Below are 18,882 nucleotides of genomic sequence, written 5' to 3'. Positions count from 1 at the left end.
CGGGCCGGCCCTACCCCATGACCCGCACCCGGGAGGCTGCCCTCAGTCCCTCCCATGTCTCGACGGGGAGCCTCCCGGGTGCGTCCATCGTCTCGGCCCTCGTGGCCGAGGCGCACGAGCTGTACCGCTTCACCGCGGAGGGCGAACCGTCGCAGGTGTACCCGGCGCTCGCCGGAGCAGACCCCGCCCTGTTCGGCGTGTGCGTGGTGGGCGTCAACGGCGCCGTCTTCACCGCAGGGGACGCGGACCATCCGTTCACCATCATGAGCGTGGCCAAGCCGTTCGTCTTCGCCCTCCTCTGCCAGGCCCTCGGCGCGGACGAGGCCCGTCGTCTCGTCGGGGTCAACGCCACCGGACTGCCGTTCAACTCCGCCTCGGCTGTGGAGCGGGTGCCGGACGGGCGCACCAATCCCATGGTCAACCCCGGCGCCATCGCCACCACCAGCCTCATCCCTGGCAGGGGCGAGGACAAGTGGGACACCATCCTCCGGGGACTCTCGGCCTTCGCCGGCCGTGACCTCGCCGTCGACGAGGACACCTACGCCTCCGCGTCGGCCACCAACCACGTCAACCGGGCGGCCGTCAACCTGCTGCACAGCCGGGGCGCGCTGGGCGCCGAGCCGGAGCTGGCCCTGGATCTGTACACGCGCCAGAGTTGCGTGGAGGTCACCGCCCGCGACCTCGCCACCATGGGCGCCACGCTGGCCGACGGCGGCGTCAACCCCGTCACGGGCGAACGCGTGCTCGACGAGGACCTCTGCCATCCCGTGCTGGCGGTGATGCTGACGGCGGGGCTGTACGAGACCTCGGGGGACTGGCTCTACGAGGTGGGTCTGCCCGGCAAGAGCGGAATCGGCGGCGGCATCGTCACCATCTCCCCCGGCAAGGGCGGCCTGGCCACGTTCAGCCCACCGCTCGACGACGCAGGCAACAGCGTCAGGGGGCAACTCGTGGCAAGGCACCTGGCCCGACGGCTCGGGCTGGACCTGCTGCAGTCGACGGCCCAGATCCAGGTGACAAGGGAACCCCGCAGAGCCAGGGCGACCGCCGCGGACTGAAGTCCCAGGGCGCAGCCACCCACCTCTAGAACTGGTTTGATCCGCCACCCGCCACGCCGTCGAGCAGCCCCGTAGTTCGCGCGATCCGGACGGCCTCGCGACGGCTGCTCACAGACAGCTTCCGGAAGATGGACTTCAGGTGCTGCTTGACCGTGTTCTCGGAGATGCTCAGCGCGGCGGCGATCTCTGAGTTGGACCCCATCGTCGGCAGGTAGGACAGGACGGCCTGCTCCCGCTCCGTCAGCGGGGCGAGGGGCGCTGACGCGGCCGGGGCGGTGGGCACACCGGCGGCGGCGAGGGCCCGGTCCACAAGGTCGCGGTGAGTGCCCACCACCTCCCGATGACGGCGCAGCGCCGAGGCGAGCGACTTGGACTGACGCAGGACGAACAGTTCCGCTCCCTCGGACACGGCCAGATCCAGGGCCCGGCCCATGGCGTCGATGGCCAGCGAGTCGCGGCGGAGCCGGTCCTCGGCCACCGCCACCGAGAGCCACGCCTGCACGGCCTCCGCGCCGACCACCTGCAGCAGATGCTCGACCGAGGACCGCACGCCCTGGGGCTGGCCGGTGGCCAGCAGGAATCTGGCGCGGCAGTTCGACACCGCGTCCGGCCTGGGGAGAGCGCCGCCATCGCGACCCAGGGGCCCGGCGTCGTATTCGGCCAGGGCGGCCCTGGCCTTCTCGGTGTCACGCTCAGCCAAGGCGAGGTCGACCCGCAGCGAGGTGAGAAGGGCCACGATCGTCAACATGCCCGGCCGCTTCGCCACCGCCGCGTCGGCCGCCGCCACCCCCCGGCGGGCGCCGCCCAGGTCCCCGGACACCAGCGCCTGCCGCGCCTTCAGAACCAGGAGGGTGCCCGCGACGAAGGGGTTGATCTCGGCGCCGGCCGCCGCGGCGCACTGCTGGCGAGCGTCGCGCGCCGCGTCGCCGTCGCCGGCGTACATGAGCGTGATGGAGAGGGCCAACCAGGCCCATTGGCTCTCATAGGAGTGCGAACGTCCCTGGCTGCGCGCCACCGCGAGCGCGCTCTCCGCCGAGGGGCGCGCCACGGCCAACCGGCCGCTCCCGGCCTGTGCCAGCGCAAGCATCCCGCGGTAGTAGACCTCCCCATACGCCGTGAAACCGGACGATGGATACGCCTCGATGGAGGACTCGAGGAGGTGGCACGCGTCGTCCGGCCGACCGGCCCACAGCTCCGCCACCCCGTGCAGGGCAAGCGTGAATCCTCGGTGGGCCGACCATCCAGGGGCCTCCGCCGCGGACACGCCCGACAGCAGGTCGTGCGCCTGGTTGGCCGCGCGGCGCATGGCGAGCGCGTCGCCCTGCCGATGGGCCCGCGCGGCCTTGATGGTCTGCAGGGTGAGAGTGGCCAGCGCCCGTCGAGGCTCGGGCAGCGTGCCCAGCTGGTCCACGGCACGCGCCACGAGGGCGTCGGCGGCGCCCCGGTCGCTGCGGGAATAGGCCGCGACGGCGTGGGCCACGGCAAGCTCGGGGTAGTCCACCGTGGCCGCCGACGGCACACGCGCCATCACGTCGCCGAAGGCATGGCGGTCCGTGCCGAAGAGTGCCACCGCGCCGGACCTCATCGCAATCTGGCCGGCGAAGTCCCAGTCGCCGGAGGCAGTGGCGTGGTCCAGCGCCTCGATCCAAGCGTCGTTCGCCTCGAACCAGAGGGCCGCCTTCCGCTGCAGGTCCTGCTCCAGCTCGGGCCGGGTGGACTTCAGCCGCGCACGGAGGACCTCGTTGAGCAGGGAATGGGTGCGATACCAGCCCGTGCCCTCCACCTCGTGCGCGAGGAGCTGCTCCCGAGCCAGAGCCCGCAACATCTCGTCGGCCCCCGGCTCCCCGGTCAGCGCCGCGGCCAGCGCCGCGCACAGCCGCCCGGACACCGAGGTGCGCAGCAGGAACTCCCCGTAGCGCTCCGGGAGCAGGGTGAAGACCTCGTCCCACAGGTACTCGGACACCAGGAAGGTGAGGCCGCCAAAGCGTTCGATCGCGCGAGACGGCTCGTCCGCGATCCGCAGCGTCAGCGCCGCCAGCCGGAGCGCCGCCGCCCAGCCGCTGGTGGTCTCCATCAGCCGGTCCAGCGCCGCCGACGACAGCTCCACGCCGGATTCTGCCATCAACTCCTGGGATTCGGCGGCAGTGAAGGCCAGATCGGCGAAGCGCAGCTCGCCCAGCTTCCCCTCGAGCCTCAGCCGCTGCAGCGCCACCGGGGGGTCGTGCCGGGAGACCAGGACGAACCGGACACCCTCGGGAGGCCAGCGGAGGACCCGGTCGAGCCAATCGAGAGTGGTGCCGCCGTCGAGCTCCTGGACGTCGTCCAGGACGAGCACCAGGCCCCCGCCGGCTTTCTCCGCGACGCTGTGCAGGAAGTCCGCATCCGGCGCGTCCGGGATCTCCAGCCCGTGGAGGGCAGCCGGAACGGCCGCCTTGAGTGCCGACAGGACCGACGCCCAGAATCGTGACGCGGCGGCGTCTCCGGAATCGAGGGAGAGCCACGCGACGGGGCCGGGCAGGTGGCCCTGAAGGGTCCAGTCCGCCACCGCCAAGGTCTTGCCGGTCCCCGCCGGGCCGGTGACGAGAATGACGGGGTAGGCGAGGCTCGCATTGAGCAGATCCACGACGCGGGCGCGGCGGATGAACCGGTCTGATCGGACCGGGACGCGGAATCTGGATTCGTTGAACGACCGAATTTGCTGGCGAGCTGCCACCCTGGCCTCGTTCCTGTCTCTGGGCCCTGAACGGCATCCTAGGCGACCCAGGGGTGCAGCAGCGATCGAGGCGGCGCGCCTCAGCCGGCCACGTGGATGCCGCGCAGGTCCAGGGCCAGATCCTCCAACAGGTCCAGGACCGAGAACAGCACGTCGTCGCCCGCGACCCGCATCACCAGGGTGGTCGACGGCGGGGTCTGGTACACGTCCGCATCGGCCAGCACCACCGACATCACACCGGCGGCGTGCCCCTCCACCTCGATGCGGACCTCCACGCCTCCGCCGCCTCCGGACGGGCACCCGGCCTCGCGGGTGAAGACGGGGGTCTGCCTGTGCGAGGACCCGCCCGGCCCCAGCCGCTCGACCGATCGCAGTTTCACCCCCGCGCGGTGGAGCCGATGCAGGACGCCCCAGAACTCGGCCGCATCCACGACGGTGCCGGTCAGGACCGCCCCGCCTGGGACGCGCTCCATCGTCAACCCGCCGAGCTCCACGGCGAGCGCGTCGTCGATCTCACCCTCCGCCTGGATCCTGAGCTCCAGCGGGCGGGCGCCGGTCACCGCCGCCGGCGTGTGATGAGCCAGCATGTGACGAGCCCTGCGAGGAACATCGAGCTGAGCGCCAGATACATGGGCGCGGTGACGGTGAGCATCAGCAGGTCGATGGCGACGCTCTGCCGGTTCTGCAGGATGAACGCCACGGCGACGATCGCCAGGGCAATGCCCACCCAGGTTCGTGGAGAGCGGAGGAGTCCGGCGGAGGGCTTGTCGGTGCTGCTCATATCGGTGACCTCTCTGACGCGGTTCAGCCATCCTCCCGCGAGACGGCCCGGCGCGGATTACCCGTGGAGGGTGATGCCCGGCGGGGGGTGGCGAAGGAGGGTTGGCTGAGTGATCCGTGCGTCGTGCGCGGACACGAGCTTCCTGAGGAGTGCGCCATGTCTGAACTCATCATCATCGGCTACGACGACCACGCCACCGCGACGAAGGCGCAGGACGCCGTCATCGGCCTGCAACGCGACTTCGTCGTCAACCTCTCCGGCCTCGCCGTCGTGCGGGTCGACGAGGACGGCAAGAAACACATCGACACCCCCGGGTCCATCGTCGGCGTGTCCGCCACCGGCGGTGCCATGTGGGGCATGATCATCGGCCTGCTGTTCCTCGTCCCCGGGCTCGGCCTGCTCATCGGCGGCGCCTGGGGTGCCCTCGCCGGCGCGGCCAGCAAGGCGGGCGTGAACCGCAGCCTGCGCGAACGCGTCGACGGGCTCCTCACCCCCGGCAAGGCGGCGCTGGTCGTCATGGCCTCCAAGATCACCGAAGACAAGTTCTCCGCCGCCATGGCTGAGTTCGGCGGCACGGTCCTCAAGACCTCCCTGTCGGATGAGGACGAAAAGGCCCTGGCCGAGGAACTCTCCGGCACCGAGGCCTGATCCCGGGCGGCCCGCCTGAACTCAGCGCGGGCCGTCCTCCACCGTCACTCCAGGAACCCGGAGCCTCCCTTGACCGAAAGCGTGATCACCCTCGTCGTCCTCGGGGCGACGGTGGTCCTGTTCATCCTGGACCGCCTCCCCGTCGCGGTGGTGGCGCTGCTCGTCCCGCTCACATTGTGGGCGTCCGGCGTGCTTGAGCTGGGGGAGGCCACCGCCGGATTCGGAGATCCCACCGTCCTGTTCATCGCCGCCCTGTTCGTGGTCAGCGAGGCGCTGGACAAGACGGGGGTCACCGCGTGGGTGGGGGACTTCGCCATGAAACACGGCGGGGACAGCCAGACCCGCCTCATGGTGACGGTCATGCTCGTCGTCGCGGTGCTGACCGCGCTGATCAGCCCCAACGGTGCGGTCGCGGCACTGACACCGGTGGTCGTCGTGATCGCCATCCGGGGGAAGCGCTCCCCGTCGGAACTGCTGCTCCCCACCGCGTTCTCCGCCCACGCGGGCTCGCTGCTGATGCTCACCGGGTCGCCCGTGACGGTCCTGGTGGCTGACTACGTGGAGTCCGTCACGGGGGAGCGGGTCGGGCTGTTCAGCATCGCGGCCATCGGCGTCCCGCTCGTCCTGGTCACCATCCTCATGGTGATCCTCTTCGGATCGAAGCTGATCCCGATGCGCACCCCCGCCCGGGCACTGAGGGACTTCGGCGCCCACGGGGACACGCTCGCGGCGCACTACGGCGTCGACGGTTCGCACGCCACGCTCATGGAGCGCGGCCGCGGCGCCGCCGAGTTCATCATCCCGCCCCGGTCGTCGTTCATCGGTGACGTGGTCTACCGGGGGATGACCACCGAGAGCGGCGAACTGGTGGTCGCGGCCATGCACCACAAGGGGCAGGACGTCCGTGAGGAGCTCACCCTCACAGCCGGCGACACACTGCTCTTCCAGGGCTCCTGGGCTGCGCTGGACAACGCCGCCCTGGACCCCAACATCATCGCGGTGGACAGCCCGGACGTGGTCCGCCGCCAGGCCGTGCCCCTGGGTGAGGGGGCCAAGCGTGCCATCGGAGTTCTGGCTGGCATGGTGCTGCTGCTCGCGACCGGCCTCCTGCCGGCCCCGGTCGCCGGAGTGGTCGCGGCGATGGCGATGGTCACACTGGGGGTGCTCAAGGTCGACGAGGCCTACCGGGGCATCTCATGGACCACCGTGATCCTGGTCGGCGGAATGATGTCGCTGTCGGCGGCCATGGTCTCCAGCGGGGCGGCGCAGACGCTCGCCGAGGGGCTGGTGGCGCTGGTGGGTGACGCCGGGCCGTACGCGCTGCTGGCCGGCCTCTTCCTCATCACCGCCGTCCTCGGGCAGCTGATCAGCAACACAGCCACGGCGCTGATCGTGATCCCCGTCGGGTTGTCCGCGGCGGTCCAACTCGACGTGTCCCCGGTGCCCGTGCTGCTGTCGGTCGCGGTGTTCGCCGCGGGCGCGCTGCTCACCCCGGTGGCAACGCCCGCCAACCTGATGGTGATGGAGGCGGCGGGGTACCGGTTCGGCGACTACTGGAAGCTGGGTCTTCCGCTGCTGCTGCTCTACGGCCTGGCGGGGATCTTCCTGGTTCCGTTCTTCTGGCCGTTCTGAGGATCGGGACCGGCAGGACCACCTGTGGTAGCAGGGAGTCGTGAGCCGATCCACGGGTGGCGGATTTCTCGGTGTACCCACCCGCTACGGGTGATGCCCAGGGTGGTGGTTGGCGCAAGTGTTGCGGTGTTCAGCTGTGCCCATCGGGAGGAAAGACTCATATGAACGCGGTGCTCGCCTTCGCCATTGTCATGGCGGTGTGGACGGTCAGCGACTGGGTGGCGAAGAAGACGCAGTCCCTGCTGTCCTCCCTGTTCGTCGCCTCGATCATTTTCTTCGTCGGCTTCCTCACCGACATCTTCCCCGACGACCTCCTGGCCAGCTCGTCGCTGCTCGGCCTGGGCGGCGTCGTCGTGGGCTTCATCATCGTCCACCTCGGCACCCTGATCAGCATCGACGAGTTCAAGCGGCAGTGGAAGACGCTGGTGGTGGGCATTTCGACGGTTGTCGGCATCGGCGTCCTGCTGTGGATCGCCGGCTTCGTCTTCGGTGGTGGCCGGCGCCAGGGGGCCTATGACGGTGTGTCGCAGGCGATGGACTACGTGGTGGCCGGTATCGGATCGCTCAGCGGCGGCACCATCTCGGTCCTCATCATCCAGGAGGCGGCGCTGGGCGTCGGGCTCACCTCGGTGGCCATCTTCCCGGTGCTGATCGCCGCACTGCAGGGGCTGATCGGTTTCCCACTGACCTCGATCATCCTGCGCCAGGAGGCCACCCGCCTCAAGGGCGAATACCGGGCCGGACGGCTGGAGGCACCGGCCGCGGCCGCCTCGACGGCCGAGGCCGCCCCGTCGAAGATGCCCTCCTTCCTCAGCACCACGCCCGGCACGCTGCTCGTGGTGGGTGCGGTGGTGCTGGTGTCGATCCTCATCAACAACCTCACCAGCGGCATCCTCAACACGTTCGTGGTGGCGCTGATCTTCGGCATCGCGCTGCGTGCGTTCGGTATCTTCAAGCCCGGCATCCTCAACGGCATCGACGCCTACGGCCTGATGATGCTGTCGATCATGATCCTGGTGTTCGGCCCGCTGGCCACTGTGGAGCCGGCCGACGTCGCGGCGCTGGCGGTTCCGCTGCTCCTCGCCTTCCTGTTCGGCGTGATCGGCATCGCGCTGTTCGCCGGGATCGCGGGCAAGCTGCTCGGCTACACCATTCCCATGTCGATCGCCATCGGCCTCACCTCGCTGTACGGCTTCCCGGGCACCATGATCCTGTCCCAGGAAGCGGCCAAGGGCGCGGGCGAGAGCCCGGAGGAGGTCGCGGCCATCGAGGGCGCGATCCTTCCCAAGATGATCATCGCCGGCTTCTCGACAGTCACCATCACATCCGTGGTCGTCACCGGGCTCATCGCGGCCCGCATCGGAAGCTGACCCAGGTCGGCACCACCGGGCCTCGGCGCCGCCGAGTGACCGTCTGCACAGAGGGAGGAACGACATGATTCGACGCAACAGGCGCCCCGGGCTCCTCGGCACCGCGGCCCGCACGGCCGTCATCGCGGGCACCGCCACGAAGGTCTCCGGAAACGTGGCGGCCAAGCAGCAGGCGGCCGCCGCCCAGGAGCAGGAACTCGCCTTCGCCCGGGCCCAGGCCCAGGAGGCCGCGATCAACGATGCGGCGGCTCGCGCGGTCGCGGCGCAGCAGGCCGCTGTCGCACCGGCTCCGGCGGCCCCGGCCCCGGTCGCGGCTGAGGCCCCTGCGGATCCGCTGGCCCAGCTCGAGCGCTTGGCAGCCCTGCACGAGAAGGGTCTGCTGTCGGCTGAGGAGTTCACCGCGGCGAAGGCGAAGCTGCTCGGCCTCTGACTTGCCGATCCGGTGCGCCGCAGCCAGGACATGACTGATCGGTGATTGCCTACGTGCGCACGGTGACGGCACCACCGCGACCCACTCCGGCCTGACGGCCCGGGTGGGTCGCCGGCGTTTCTGGCGCCTGCGTTGCGTTCCGACGCCTGCGTCGCGTCTCGGCGCCTGCCTTGCGTCGCGAGGCGCCTGCCCTCGATTCGGCGGCCCGCGCTATAGCGCGGGCCGCGCGAGCTAACGCAGGCGCCGAGCCCCAGCCCGGCAGGAGTTGCGCAACCTGGGTGCGCTGGTCGGACGCTCGAAGCGGGACCCCCTGGCGACGTCGAAGCGTTTCGCCTAGGATGGGGGCTCCACACAGTGGTGGCTCAGTGTCGGTCTACCGTCTGAGAACCCACACTCTGCACAGCCCTCCCAGGAGCCCCCATGCCGCAGGAACTCTGGCGCCTCTACCGCAAGGCGATGCACACCGTCGTCAACGGCCTGACCCAACAATCGGCGGACCTCGTCGACACGGACCCGACCCTCTCAGACGCGCTCGTCAAGCTGTGCCGTCGCTCGGCCGCCGAGGGTCTGGTGTTGCTGCGCAACGAGCGCGGGGTGCTGCCGCTGTCGGCGGGCGCGGAGGTCGCGGTGTTCGGGCGCGTGCAGTGCGACTGGTTCGCCGTCGGCTACGGCTCCGGCGGCGACGTGAAGCCGCCCTACAGCGTGTCCCTGCTGGAGGCGCTGCGGGAGGCGGGTGTCGCGGTGAGCGGCGAGCTGGCCGCCGCCTACGAGGCCTGGTCCGCCGCCAACCCGCCCGACGAGGGGTACTGGGGTAACTGGCCGCGACACTTCGAGGAGATGCCGTTGGACCCAGGGCTGGTGTCGCGGGTGGCCAACACGGCCGAGGTGGCCGTCGTGGTCATCGGGCGCGCCGCCGGTGAGGACCGCGAGAACGTCCTGGAGAAGGGCTCCTACTACCTCACCGACGCCGAGCGCTCCATGCTGGACGCCGTCGTCGCACGGTTCGAGCGGGTGGTGGCCGTCGTCAACACTGGCAACGTGATGGACCTGTCCTGGGTGGAGGAGTACGGGGATCGTCTCGCAGGCCTGATCCTCGCGTGGCAGGGCGGAATGGAGGGGGCGCGGGCGGTGGCCGACGTGCTCGCCGGGGCGGTGTCGCCATCGGGGCGCCTCACCGACACCATCGCGCGCCACTACGAGAACTACCCCACGTCGGGCAACTTCGGCGCCAAGGACTTCAACAATTACGCCGAGGACGTGTTCGTCGGCTATCGCTACTTCGAGACCTTCGCCCGCGACACCGTGCAGTTCCCGTTCGGCTTCGGCCTGTCGTATGCCACGTTCGGGTTCTCGGGGGCCGAGCTCGTGGCCGACGACGAGGTGCGGGTCGCCGTCGATGTCACCAACACAGGGTCGCGGGCGGGGCGCGAGGTTGTGCAGCTCTACGTGCAGGCGCCCGACGGCGCGTTGGGGAAGCCCGCCCGGGCGCTCGTGGGGTACGCGAAGACGGGCGAGCTGCCGCCCGGCGGGTCGGAGCGGGTACAGCTGACCGTGCCTGTGGACGCCCTGTCGTCCTACGACGACGGCGGGGCCACCGGTCACCGCTCGGCGTGGGTGCTCGAGCCCGGCGCCTACCGCTTCTTCCTCGGCGCGGACGTGCGGTCCGCCGTCGAGGTGGGGGAGTTCACGGTGCGTGAGCTGCGGGTCGTGGAGCAGTTGGCCGAGGCGTGCGCCGTCGACCCGGCGGCCGCGTTCCGCCGGATGACGGTGTTCCGCGCCGGCGACGTCACGCGGCCGGGGTGGGAGGACGTGCCGGTGCGCACCGTCGACCTCCGGACCCGGATCGCGGAGCACCTTCCGGCCGAGGTGCCGGTGACGGGGGACCAGGGCATCGCGCTGGGCGATGTCGCGGCGGGGCGGAAGTCGATGGAGCAGTTCGTCGCGCAGCTCAGCGACGAGGAACTTGAGGCGCTGACCCGCGGGCATGGCCGCATGAACAGCCCGCTCGGCGCCGCCGGCAACGCTGGCGTGTTCGGCGGGATTCTGGAGACGCTCCGCGCCAAGGGGGTGCCGCCGGTCACCTGCACCGACGGGCCCTCGGGCATCCGGCTGAGCGCCTACGCGTCGCTGCTCCCCTGCGGGACAGCGCTGGCGTCCACCTGGGACCCGGTGCTGGTGCGGGAGCTCGCCGCCGAGCACGGGCGCGAGATGGTCCGCAAGGGCTCCGACGTGCTGCTCAGCCCCGGCATGAACATCCACCGCGACCCGCTGTGCGGGCGCAACTTCGAGTACTTCTCCGAGGACCCGCTGGTCACCGGGCGGACGGGGGCCGCGGTGGTGGCCGGGGTGCAGTCGCAGGGGGTCGCGGCGTGTCCAAAGCACTTCGCGGCCAACAACCAGGAGACCAACCGCAGTAGGCACGACTCCCGGGTCTCCGAGCGGGCGCTGCGCGAGATCTACCTCAAGGGCTTCGAGATCTGCGTCAAGGAGGCGCGGCCGCAGACCATCATGACCTCCTACAACAAGATCAACGGCGTGTGGGCGCACTACAACTACGAACTCATCACCACCATCCTGCGGGAGCAGTGGGGCTACGACGGCATGGTGATGACCGACTGGTGGATGCAGCATTGCCGCGACCCCCACTTCCCGGAGGTGTGGGACTCCGCCTACCGTGTGCGGGCGGGGGTGGACGTGCTGATGCCGGGCTCCACCGTCGACTGGCTGCGCAAGGGGAAGGACCGCTCGCTACTGCGGTCGCTGGCGAAGGCCGACGGCGTGCGCCGGGCGGAGATCCAGGCGGTCGCGGGGCGGGTGCTGCGCTTCGCGATGGGGTCGAGGCCGGGAATGGAGGGCTCGGCGCGCTGAGGTGATTCGGGAGTGGGGATCCGGGGATCGTCTACCATCCCAGGACCCCCACCCCGCGAACCTGTTGTTCACAGGTCCAGGCTGAGGCGGGAAATCGGGGGGCGCGCTGCCGATCGTGGAGGCGTGATAGCCCGCAAGAACCCCTCCCAGGAGCTGCTCGAGCTGACTGAGGCCCAGGCCGGTGTCGTGTCCTCCACCCAGCTGACGGACCTGCATGCTCCGAAGGGGGCGCTCAAACGGTGGCGGCAACAGTGGACCCGGATGGGGCCCGGCCTCTACTGTGTCACCCCGCCGACGTTCACCAGCTGGTGCTGGGCCGGCCTGGTCAGGGCCGGTGCCGGCTCGGCGATCAGCGGCTTGGCTGCCCTGCATCTGGACGAGCTGACGACCAAGGCTCCAGAGCAGATCACGGTCTGGCACCCCGGGCGTCATCGCATCGATCCCATCAGCGATGCGACCGTCCAGGTGGTTTTCAGGCGGGGCAAGCGTGGGGGCGAAGGAGATCCGACTCGCACCAAGGTGCTCACGGCGCTCCTGGACACTGGGGGAGAGACCGACGAGGACGACCTCATCGCTGTGGTCACGCGGGCCATCAGCCAGGGCAAGATCACGGCGGTCGAGCTTCGTGATGAGATCAACTCCCGCAGGCGCGTGCAGCTCCGGCGGTTGATGCTCGACCTCTGTGAGGAGGCTGCCCAGGGGGTTGAGTCCGTGCTCGAGTGGAGGTTCCTCACCGAGGTGATCCACGCCCATGACCTCCCGGAGCCCGTGCGCCAGGAGAGTCTCCTGGTCCAGAGCCGCTCTGACAACGTGTGGCACGAGTTCGCCGTGGTGGCTGAGTTGGATGGACACCTGGGGCATGAGGACAAATTCCGCGACATGCAGCGTGACAACAGGCTCTCCCTGGAGGGCTATCTCAATCTCCGGTACGGCTGGCATGACGTCACGCATCGCCCGTGTGCGACGGCCAGCCAGCTCGCCCGGGCACTCCAATTGAGGGGATGGACGGGCATCAGGCGTCGATGCCGGAGGTGCCGGCGGGAAGGGGTTTCGTGAGTGGGGATCCGGGGAGGGTAGACCGTCCGTCCCGCCACACTCTGGAAGGGGGTCGGCTCAGGCCCCGCCACGGGGCAGCGGTTCCACCGCCTCGACGGCGTCGGCCACACGGTGATCCCGCTCCCGGCCGCGCTCCCTCAATCCCTCGACCACGCCGGCGCGGTCGGCGTCGGTGCGGTTGCGCGAGAGCTTGAACCGCCCCACCACCTCGGTGATCTCGAGCTCCACCCCGACGATCCCCCTCAGCATGGCCGCCATGAAGTCCTTCGGCGCCTCGGCACGGGACCAGGGGCCTCGGTGGGCATCTGCCGCGTCCGGCACGTCGGTCAAGCGGTCGGCGTCGAGCGCGGTGGCCTGGGCCATCACCTCGGCGCGCAGGCGGTCGGGGTCTCGGTGGACGCGCAGCCAGCCCGCGATCTGCACCTGCTCGTAATCCCACGTCCCGACGGCGCGGCCCGCCGCCCGGCCGCGGGCATCCCCGCCGTGCTCGGAGGGCTGGACGCTCGGGTACCACCGCGGGCTCACGTACGAGTGGGCGCCTTGGATGACCACCCGGCAGGGCGTGAGCTCGTCCTCGGGGAGGTCGAACTGCGGGTTGCTGCCCGACGCGTGGGCGATCAGGCGCCCCTGCCCCCAGACGGTGGGCAGCAGTGTCGCGGAGGGGGCCCCGTCGCCTCCGGTGATCCACAGCGCCGCCCCGACCTCCGCCAGGAGCGCCCGGCAACGCTCGACGTCGTCCACCCGCTGGCTGGCGGGCACGTACACCTGGCTGGGGGGTGGGTCGAGGTCCATGGGCGGAATGGTATCCGGGTGCGGTCGGCTGCCCACTCACGGGCTCGACGGCCACTGGTCCCCGCGGGTTCAGCGACGGCTGGGTCAGTGCCGCGACCCGGCGTCGGCGAGGACGAGCAGGTCGCCCACCTCGCAGTCCAGCACCCGACAGATGGCTCGCAGGGTGGAGAAGCGGACGGCTCGGGCACGGTCGTTCTTCAGCACGCTGAGGTTGACCACGCTCACCCCCACCAGTTCGCTCAACCGGGTCAGCGTCATGTCGCGGTCTGCGAGGAGCGCGTCGAGGCGACAGTGGATGCCCGTGTCCTCGTCGGGCTTGGCCGGGACCATCAGACGAGTCCTGCCGTGTCGCGCTGGAGTTCCTCGCCGTAGCGGAACGCCGCCGCGACGGCCGCGAGCGCGAGGCCGCTGAAGATCGGCCAGAACGCGATGGTCAGCCTCAGCTGCGGTGCGGGCATGAGCACAGAGGGATCCTCGAGCCCGAGGCTCTCGTCCCAGCCCCACCCAAGCGATCCGAGCACCTCCCTGGCCGCCATGAACTCGCCGACTCCGAAGAGCACCTGCCACAGGAGGCCGCCGCCGATGAGCGCGGCCGCGGCCACCAGGACCGCCTTGCGCACGACGGGGCGGAACGGCTCGCCGGCGAGGAGGCGGTGCGCGATGAGGAACACCGCCCAGGTGACGGCGAGTTGGGTGAGGCCCTGGACCAGCGTGCCGGCTGCGAGCAGCGCCCGGGTGGCGAGGCCGAGGCCGGTCACGGACGCCAACGCCTCGGTGAAGCCGCCGCCCACGAAGCGGGCGTCGCCGCCGGGGAACATCTCGACGCCCTCAGGGAGAACCGGCCAGAACGTCTCGGTGGGGAGGGCCACCTCGACAGTGTCGAGGAGGAGCTGGCTCCCCACCGCAAGGACGGTGAGGATGAGGACGATGACGCCGTAGACCACCGCCCCTCCGCGGACCACCCGGAGGGTGGCCGTGTCCCCGCCCAGCCGCCCGCGACCGACGAGCACCACCGCCACTGCGAGCATCACCACCGCCACCAGCACCAGAACTGCAGCCCCACCGAACATCACGTGCCCCTAACGATTGTCGATAACAACGATAATCGTTAAGGTACGCGCAGTGGAGGGAAAGCGCAAGGGGTCGTCTGCATCCTGCTATCCAGAGGGCGGGTTCTGTGTATATGCACACAAACCGCTCCCTGGATAGCAGGATGCAGAGCGCCGATGGCCCTGACTACCCCAAGGCGTGGCCGAGCCAGCGTCGCGCCCGCTTGAGGAGGCTCCGCGCGATCCCGCTGCCTGCCGCCCACGCCTCGACTCCGTGCGGAGCCCCGGAGATCACATCAAGCGTGGTGTCCACGCCCGCGGCCCGCAGTCGTTGCGCGTACGCGACGTCCTCGTCGTGAAACAGCTCGATGTCCGAGGTGTACAGCCACGCCGGCGGAAGCCCGGAGAGGTCCTCGCGCCGGGCGGCGACTGCGTAGCGCGGCACGTCGTCGGTCGCGAAGGCTGCGCCCAGATAGGAACGCCACCCCACCAGGTTGGAGCGGTTGTTCCAGACGAAGTGGTCCTCGACGTCGCGCGTGCGATCCCGCGCGGTGCGGTCGTCGAGCATGGGGCAGAACAGCCACTGGGCCGCGACACCCGCGCCCTCGTCGTGCAGGCGCTGGACCAGGCTGGCGGCCAGCCCGCCACCGGCGCTCTGTCCGCCGACGGCCAACCGCGCCGTCGAGATCCCCAACTCCCCGGCGTGGAACGTCAGCCACTCCCAGCCGCGATGCGCGTCGTCGAGGGCCGCGGGGAAGGGGTGTCGCGGGGCGAGGCGGTAGTCGACAGAGACGATCACGACCCCCAGTTGCCGGGCCGTGTCGCCGCAGAAGCGGTCGTCCATGGCTGCGGCGCCCAGCACCAGCCCGCCGCCGTGGATCCACAGCAGCCCGGCGCCCGACGGGGCCGCGGGTGTGTAGACCCGCAGGCTCACCCCGTCGCCCAGGCGGACAATGCGTCGGGTCACGCCGTCCACCCGCTTTCCGGGGATCACCCGCGACACTCGCCCTGCCGCGGCCAGGACCACACGGTTCTCCAGATGCATGGCGGGCATCCGGCCGAGCCGGGCGCGGAGCTCCGGATCAACCCGAGAGATGTCCACCGCGGTCAGCCGAGCTCGGCGAGCTCGCGCTCCAACGCCGCCAGGGCTTCGGGCGAGACCGCGCCCGGCTGATGCCCGAGCGCCTGGCGGATCGACGCCGACCCGACGAAGGGGTCGGTCTCCATCGCGGCGGCCAGGGCCGGGGCGTGCCGGCGGAGCGAGTCGGCTGCGCGCTCGTCGGCGACGAGGCGTCCGAGCGGCATGTCCAGGCTCACGCGACGGCGGTTGAGCAAGGTCTGGTAGGTCTCGGGCTCGCCCTCCACGGCGAAGTCCCCGAAGACGGTGCGGAGGAAGCGCACGGAATCCGGCAGCCACCCCGCGACCGACGACTCCACCATCGGCCCTTGTCCGCTAGCGGTCAGCGGCTTGGCGAGGCTGATCCCGTGCGGACCCAGGAGATAGATGTGCGACTCGAACGGCACGGCATGCTCGGCCAGCGCAGCGAGGAAGGCGATCGAGTTGCGGATGGGCACGACGGTGTCGTCTGAGGTGCTGAACAGGAAGGTGGGCGGGGTGTCGGCGGAGACGTGGCTGGGCACGTCGACGATCTCCTTGCCCACGGGCGGGCCGAACTCCTCCAGCGTCACTGGGTAGCAGGCCACCAGCGCGTCGGGCTTGTCCTCGGCGGCGGTGGCGAGGCTCGCGGCCAGGTGCCCGCCGGCGGAGAACCCGACGACGGCGACCTTCGCGGGGTCGATGTGCAGCTCGGCGGAGTTGTCGCGGATCCAGGCCAGCGCGGCCTTCGCGTCGTCGAACGACATCTCGAACGGCGACTCGGGCCCGACGGCGTAGCGCAGCACGAAGGCGTTGAAGCCCTCAGCGAGGTACGCGAGCGCGATGGGCTCTGCCTCGCGGTCCGAGGTGATGAAGTAGCCGCCGCCGGGGAGGACGAGGACGGCGGGGCGGACGGCTGCGTTGGCGAGCTCGGCGCTCGGCTCCTGGACGTAGCAGGTGAGGGGGGCGTCGTGGCCGACGGTCTGGGTGAAGATCTGCATGGCCCCATTCTTCCTGCACGCCCGAGCGCGGGGGAGCTGGGACCGTCCGACGCGTGTTCGGGCCTGGACCGGGTGCCCCGTCACCGCCTGCCGAGGGGTGGGGGACGGTTGTCCACCACCGTCTTCATCACCAGGGTCGAGACCAGCTTCTGCACCCCAGGCAGGGTGGAGAGTCCCTCGTCCCAGAGGCGCTGATACTCCGGCAGATCGGCGCAGAGGATGCGGAGCAGGTAATCGGGGTCGCCGAAGAGCCGCTGCGCCTGGACGACGGCGGGGATGGCGTGGACGCTGCGCTCGAAGGCGTCGATCGTCTCGTGATCCGCGCTGCGCATCGTGATGAACAGGAGCGCCTCGAACTCGAGGCCCAGGGCCTTCGGGTCCAGGGAGGCGTGATAGCCGGCGATGACGCCGTCGCTCTCGAGCTTGCGCACCCGTCGATGACAGGGCGACAGGCTGAGCTGCACCCGATCCGCCAGCTCGGTCAGCGACAGGCGGCCGTCCTCGACGAGCTCAGCAAGAATCTTCCTGTCGATAGCGTCCATGGCGTGAAGTCTTCCACCGTCCAGCCGGTTCGACGAAGAAGTAGCAAATATTTCGGACGGTCGCGTGAGTAGCGTCGAGGCGACGGAGAGGCAACAAGATGGATCTGAGTGCGGCGGTGGCGTTCGCGGGCGTGTCGATGCTGTTCGTGCTGACGCCGGGGGCGGACTGGGCCTACGCCATCGCCGCGGGCCTGAGGCACCGCAGCGTGGCGCCCGCCGTCGTGGGGATGCTGGCGGGGCATCTCCTCGCGACGCTCATCGTCGCCGCGGGAGTGGGGGCGCTGGTGGCCCGGCTCCCGCTCGCGCTGGCGCTGCTCACCGGCGTCGGGGCGGCCTACCTGCTGTGGCTGGGCTACCGGACATGGGCGGCGCCGTCGACGATCCGTGCGGGCGATGCAGACGGCGACGCCGGCGCCCTACGCAACGCCGTCGCCGGGTTCGCCGTCAGCGGCCTCAATCCGAAGGTCGTGCTGCTGTTCCTCGCCCTGCTGCCACAGTTCGCCCGAGAGGACGCCGCGCTGCCGATGTGGGCGCAGCTGCTCGCGCTCGGCGGGGTCCACCTCCTCAACACAGCCGTCGTCTACTTCGCGGTGGCCGCCTCAGCCAAGGCGATGCTGCGTAGCCGCCCCGCCGTCGCGCTGGCGGTCAACAGGGCCAGCGGCGTGATCATGATGGCGCTCGGCGGGTTCCTCCTCCTCGAGCAGTTCCACCTGGCGTGAGCTTCCCCCGTCGCTCCCGGGTGCACGACACGCCGTGCGAGTGCGCCCGCGATGCCGCAGTTGTCGTCGAGGTTCCTTCGCGACGGCGTGTCGTGCACGCGAGAGGCGCCTAGGCTCATCGCATGCCTGAGGACCCCGAACTCATCGATTGGCTGCTCGACACGGACCCGGCACTGCGCTGGCAGGTCCAACGCGACCTTCTCGGCGAACCCGACGCCGTCTGGCAGGCCACGCGCGCCCAGATCGCCACCAGCGGGATGGGCGCGCGCCTCCTCGCACTCCAGGACGACGACGGGCAGTGGGCGGGCGGGGCGTACTTCCCCACCCGGGCGGACCCGCGAGCGCTCAACCACCCCGACGACGACGAGGGCCAGCCCTACACCGCCACCACCTGGACCCTGAACACGCTGCGGGAGTGGGGCCTGGACGCCTCGGCGCTGTCCGGGACCGCCGAGAAGCTGGCGGCCAACAGTCGCTGGGAGTACGACGACCTGCCCTACTGGGGCGGCGAGGTGGACTGCTGCATCAACGCGTTCACCCTGGCCAACGGCGCCTGGCTAGGGGCCGACGTGAGCGGGATCGCCGACTGGTTCCCGGCCCACCAGCAGGCCGACGGGGGCTGGAACTGCGAGTGGGTGGAGGGGTCGACGCGGTCCTCCTTCCACTCCACCCTGAACTCGCTGCGGGGGATCCTCTCGTACGAGCGGGCGGTCGGCGGCCACGACGGGCTCAAGGCCGCACGCCATCGGGCGCAGGAGTACCTGCTGGAACGCCGGCTGATGTACAGGCTGAGCACCGGCGATGTGGTGGGTGAGTGGGTGGGCTACTTTGCCTACCCGTTCCGGTGGTTCTACAGCGCCCTCAACGTGCTGGACCACCTGCGGGAGGCATCGGAGTTCGACGGCGTGCCTCCGGACCCCAGGGCCGCCGAGGCGATCGAGCTGGTCCGGGCGGCACGGCTTGATGACGGCCGTTGGCCGCAGGGAGGGCGCTACAAGGGCCAGGTGTGGTTCGACATCGACGTCCCGAAGGGTGAGCCGTCACCGTGGCTGACCTTCCACGCCATCAGGGTGCTCCGCTGGTGGGACGAACTGTGAACAACCTCACGCAAGGGGAGCGAGGTTGTG

The 18,882-nt window shown here is 70.5% G+C and carries 18 protein-coding genes; 9 read left to right on the top strand and 9 right to left on the bottom strand.

What is annotated here, in order from left to right:
- The first annotated feature begins 17 nt into the window (after positions 1 to 17).
- A complete protein-coding gene (gene glsA, locus ACZK39_RS09385; protein WP_463613130.1) occupies positions 18 to 1,058 on the top strand; it encodes a glutaminase A in 1,041 nt (346 codons plus the stop codon).
- Between the two features lie 25 nt (positions 1,059 to 1,083).
- Here the strand turns inward: glsA and ACZK39_RS09380 are convergent, their stop codons facing one another.
- From ACZK39_RS09380 to ACZK39_RS09370, 3 genes are all read right to left on the bottom strand, one after another.
- Positions 1,084 to 3,771, bottom strand: coding sequence for a winged helix-turn-helix domain-containing protein (locus ACZK39_RS09380; RefSeq protein ID WP_463613129.1), 2,688 nt, complete (start codon positions 3,769 to 3,771; stop codon positions 1,084 to 1,086).
- An 80-nt stretch (positions 3,772 to 3,851) separates the two neighbouring features.
- The gene (locus tag ACZK39_RS09375; RefSeq protein ID WP_463613128.1) at positions 3,852 to 4,358 is read right to left on the bottom strand and encodes a DUF8691 family protein; all 507 of its coding nucleotides are present in this window, start codon (positions 4,356 to 4,358) and stop codon (positions 3,852 to 3,854) included.
- Positions 4,328 to 4,552, bottom strand: coding sequence for a LapA family protein (locus ACZK39_RS09370; protein WP_459055538.1), 225 nt, complete (start codon positions 4,550 to 4,552; stop codon positions 4,328 to 4,330). Before ACZK39_RS09370 ends, ACZK39_RS09375 begins: the two co-directional genes overlap by 31 nt.
- A 156-nt stretch (positions 4,553 to 4,708) precedes the next feature.
- Here ACZK39_RS09370 and ACZK39_RS09365 point away from each other — a divergent pair, with 156 nt between their 5' ends.
- The 6 genes from ACZK39_RS09365 to ACZK39_RS09340 all read left to right on the top strand — a co-directional run bounded on the left by ACZK39_RS09365 (position 4,709) and on the right by ACZK39_RS09340 (position 12,556).
- Complete coding sequence (locus ACZK39_RS09365) at positions 4,709 to 5,200, top strand: DUF1269 domain-containing protein (RefSeq protein ID WP_459055537.1); 492 nt, start codon at positions 4,709 to 4,711, stop codon at positions 5,198 to 5,200.
- A gap of 69 nt (positions 5,201 to 5,269) precedes the next feature.
- A complete protein-coding gene (locus tag ACZK39_RS09360; RefSeq protein ID WP_463613127.1) occupies positions 5,270 to 6,832 on the top strand; it encodes an SLC13 family permease in 1,563 nt (520 codons plus the stop codon).
- Positions 6,833 to 6,993: 161 nt separating this feature from the next.
- A complete protein-coding gene (locus ACZK39_RS09355; protein ID WP_463613126.1) occupies positions 6,994 to 8,202 on the top strand; it encodes a hypothetical protein in 1,209 nt (402 codons plus the stop codon).
- Between the two features lie 64 nt (positions 8,203 to 8,266).
- Entirely contained in the window at positions 8,267 to 8,632 is a 366-nt protein-coding gene (locus ACZK39_RS09350; protein WP_459055534.1) for an SHOCT domain-containing protein, read from the top strand.
- A gap of 420 nt (positions 8,633 to 9,052) precedes the next feature.
- Positions 9,053 to 11,500: a beta-glucosidase gene (locus ACZK39_RS09345; RefSeq protein WP_463613125.1), complete on the top strand. Its 2,448-nt coding sequence runs from the start codon at positions 9,053 to 9,055 to the stop codon at positions 11,498 to 11,500.
- 123 nt (positions 11,501 to 11,623) lie between these two features.
- The gene (locus ACZK39_RS09340) at positions 11,624 to 12,556 is read left to right on the top strand and encodes a putative endonuclease domain-containing protein (protein ID WP_463613124.1); all 933 of its coding nucleotides are present in this window, start codon (positions 11,624 to 11,626) and stop codon (positions 12,554 to 12,556) included.
- Positions 12,557 to 12,613: 57 nt separating this feature from the next.
- Here ACZK39_RS09340 and ACZK39_RS09335 read toward each other — a convergent pair whose 3' ends face one another.
- The 6 genes from ACZK39_RS09335 to ACZK39_RS09310 form a co-directional block, all read right to left on the bottom strand.
- Complete coding sequence (locus ACZK39_RS09335; RefSeq protein WP_463613123.1) at positions 12,614 to 13,348, bottom strand: FMN-binding negative transcriptional regulator; 735 nt, start codon at positions 13,346 to 13,348, stop codon at positions 12,614 to 12,616.
- Positions 13,349 to 13,432: 84 nt separating this feature from the next.
- Complete coding sequence (locus ACZK39_RS09330; RefSeq protein WP_463613122.1) at positions 13,433 to 13,678, bottom strand: helix-turn-helix domain-containing protein; 246 nt, start codon at positions 13,676 to 13,678, stop codon at positions 13,433 to 13,435.
- Positions 13,678 to 14,418 carry a hypothetical protein gene (locus ACZK39_RS09325; protein ID WP_463613121.1) on the bottom strand — a complete coding sequence of 247 codons (741 nt, stop codon included), beginning with the start codon at positions 14,416 to 14,418 and terminating at the stop codon, positions 13,678 to 13,680. Before ACZK39_RS09325 ends, ACZK39_RS09330 begins: the two co-directional genes overlap by 1 nt.
- A 166-nt stretch (positions 14,419 to 14,584) precedes the next feature.
- A complete protein-coding gene (locus ACZK39_RS09320) occupies positions 14,585 to 15,499 on the bottom strand; it encodes an alpha/beta hydrolase (RefSeq protein WP_463613120.1) in 915 nt (304 codons plus the stop codon).
- Positions 15,500 to 15,504: 5 nt separating this feature from the next.
- The gene (locus ACZK39_RS09315; RefSeq protein ID WP_182800220.1) at positions 15,505 to 16,494 is read right to left on the bottom strand and encodes an alpha/beta hydrolase; all 990 of its coding nucleotides are present in this window, start codon (positions 16,492 to 16,494) and stop codon (positions 15,505 to 15,507) included.
- An 80-nt stretch (positions 16,495 to 16,574) separates the two neighbouring features.
- Positions 16,575 to 17,036 carry an Lrp/AsnC family transcriptional regulator gene (locus tag ACZK39_RS09310; protein ID WP_182781264.1) on the bottom strand — a complete coding sequence of 154 codons (462 nt, stop codon included), beginning with the start codon at positions 17,034 to 17,036 and terminating at the stop codon, positions 16,575 to 16,577.
- A 98-nt stretch (positions 17,037 to 17,134) separates the two neighbouring features.
- Here ACZK39_RS09310 and ACZK39_RS09305 point away from each other — a divergent pair, with 98 nt between their 5' ends.
- On the top strand, positions 17,135 to 17,755 hold the full coding sequence (locus ACZK39_RS09305) for a LysE family translocator (RefSeq protein ID WP_463613119.1): 621 nt from the start codon (positions 17,135 to 17,137) through the stop codon (positions 17,753 to 17,755).
- A 122-nt stretch (positions 17,756 to 17,877) separates the two neighbouring features.
- Positions 17,878 to 18,852: a squalene cyclase gene (locus ACZK39_RS09300; protein ID WP_463613118.1), complete on the top strand. Its 975-nt coding sequence runs from the start codon at positions 17,878 to 17,880 to the stop codon at positions 18,850 to 18,852.
- Positions 18,853 to 18,882 lie beyond the last annotated feature (30 nt).

The sequence above is a fragment of the Tessaracoccus luoxuelianae genome, from assembly GCF_055326245.1.
This window is presented reverse-complemented; position numbering and strand designations above follow the sequence as displayed.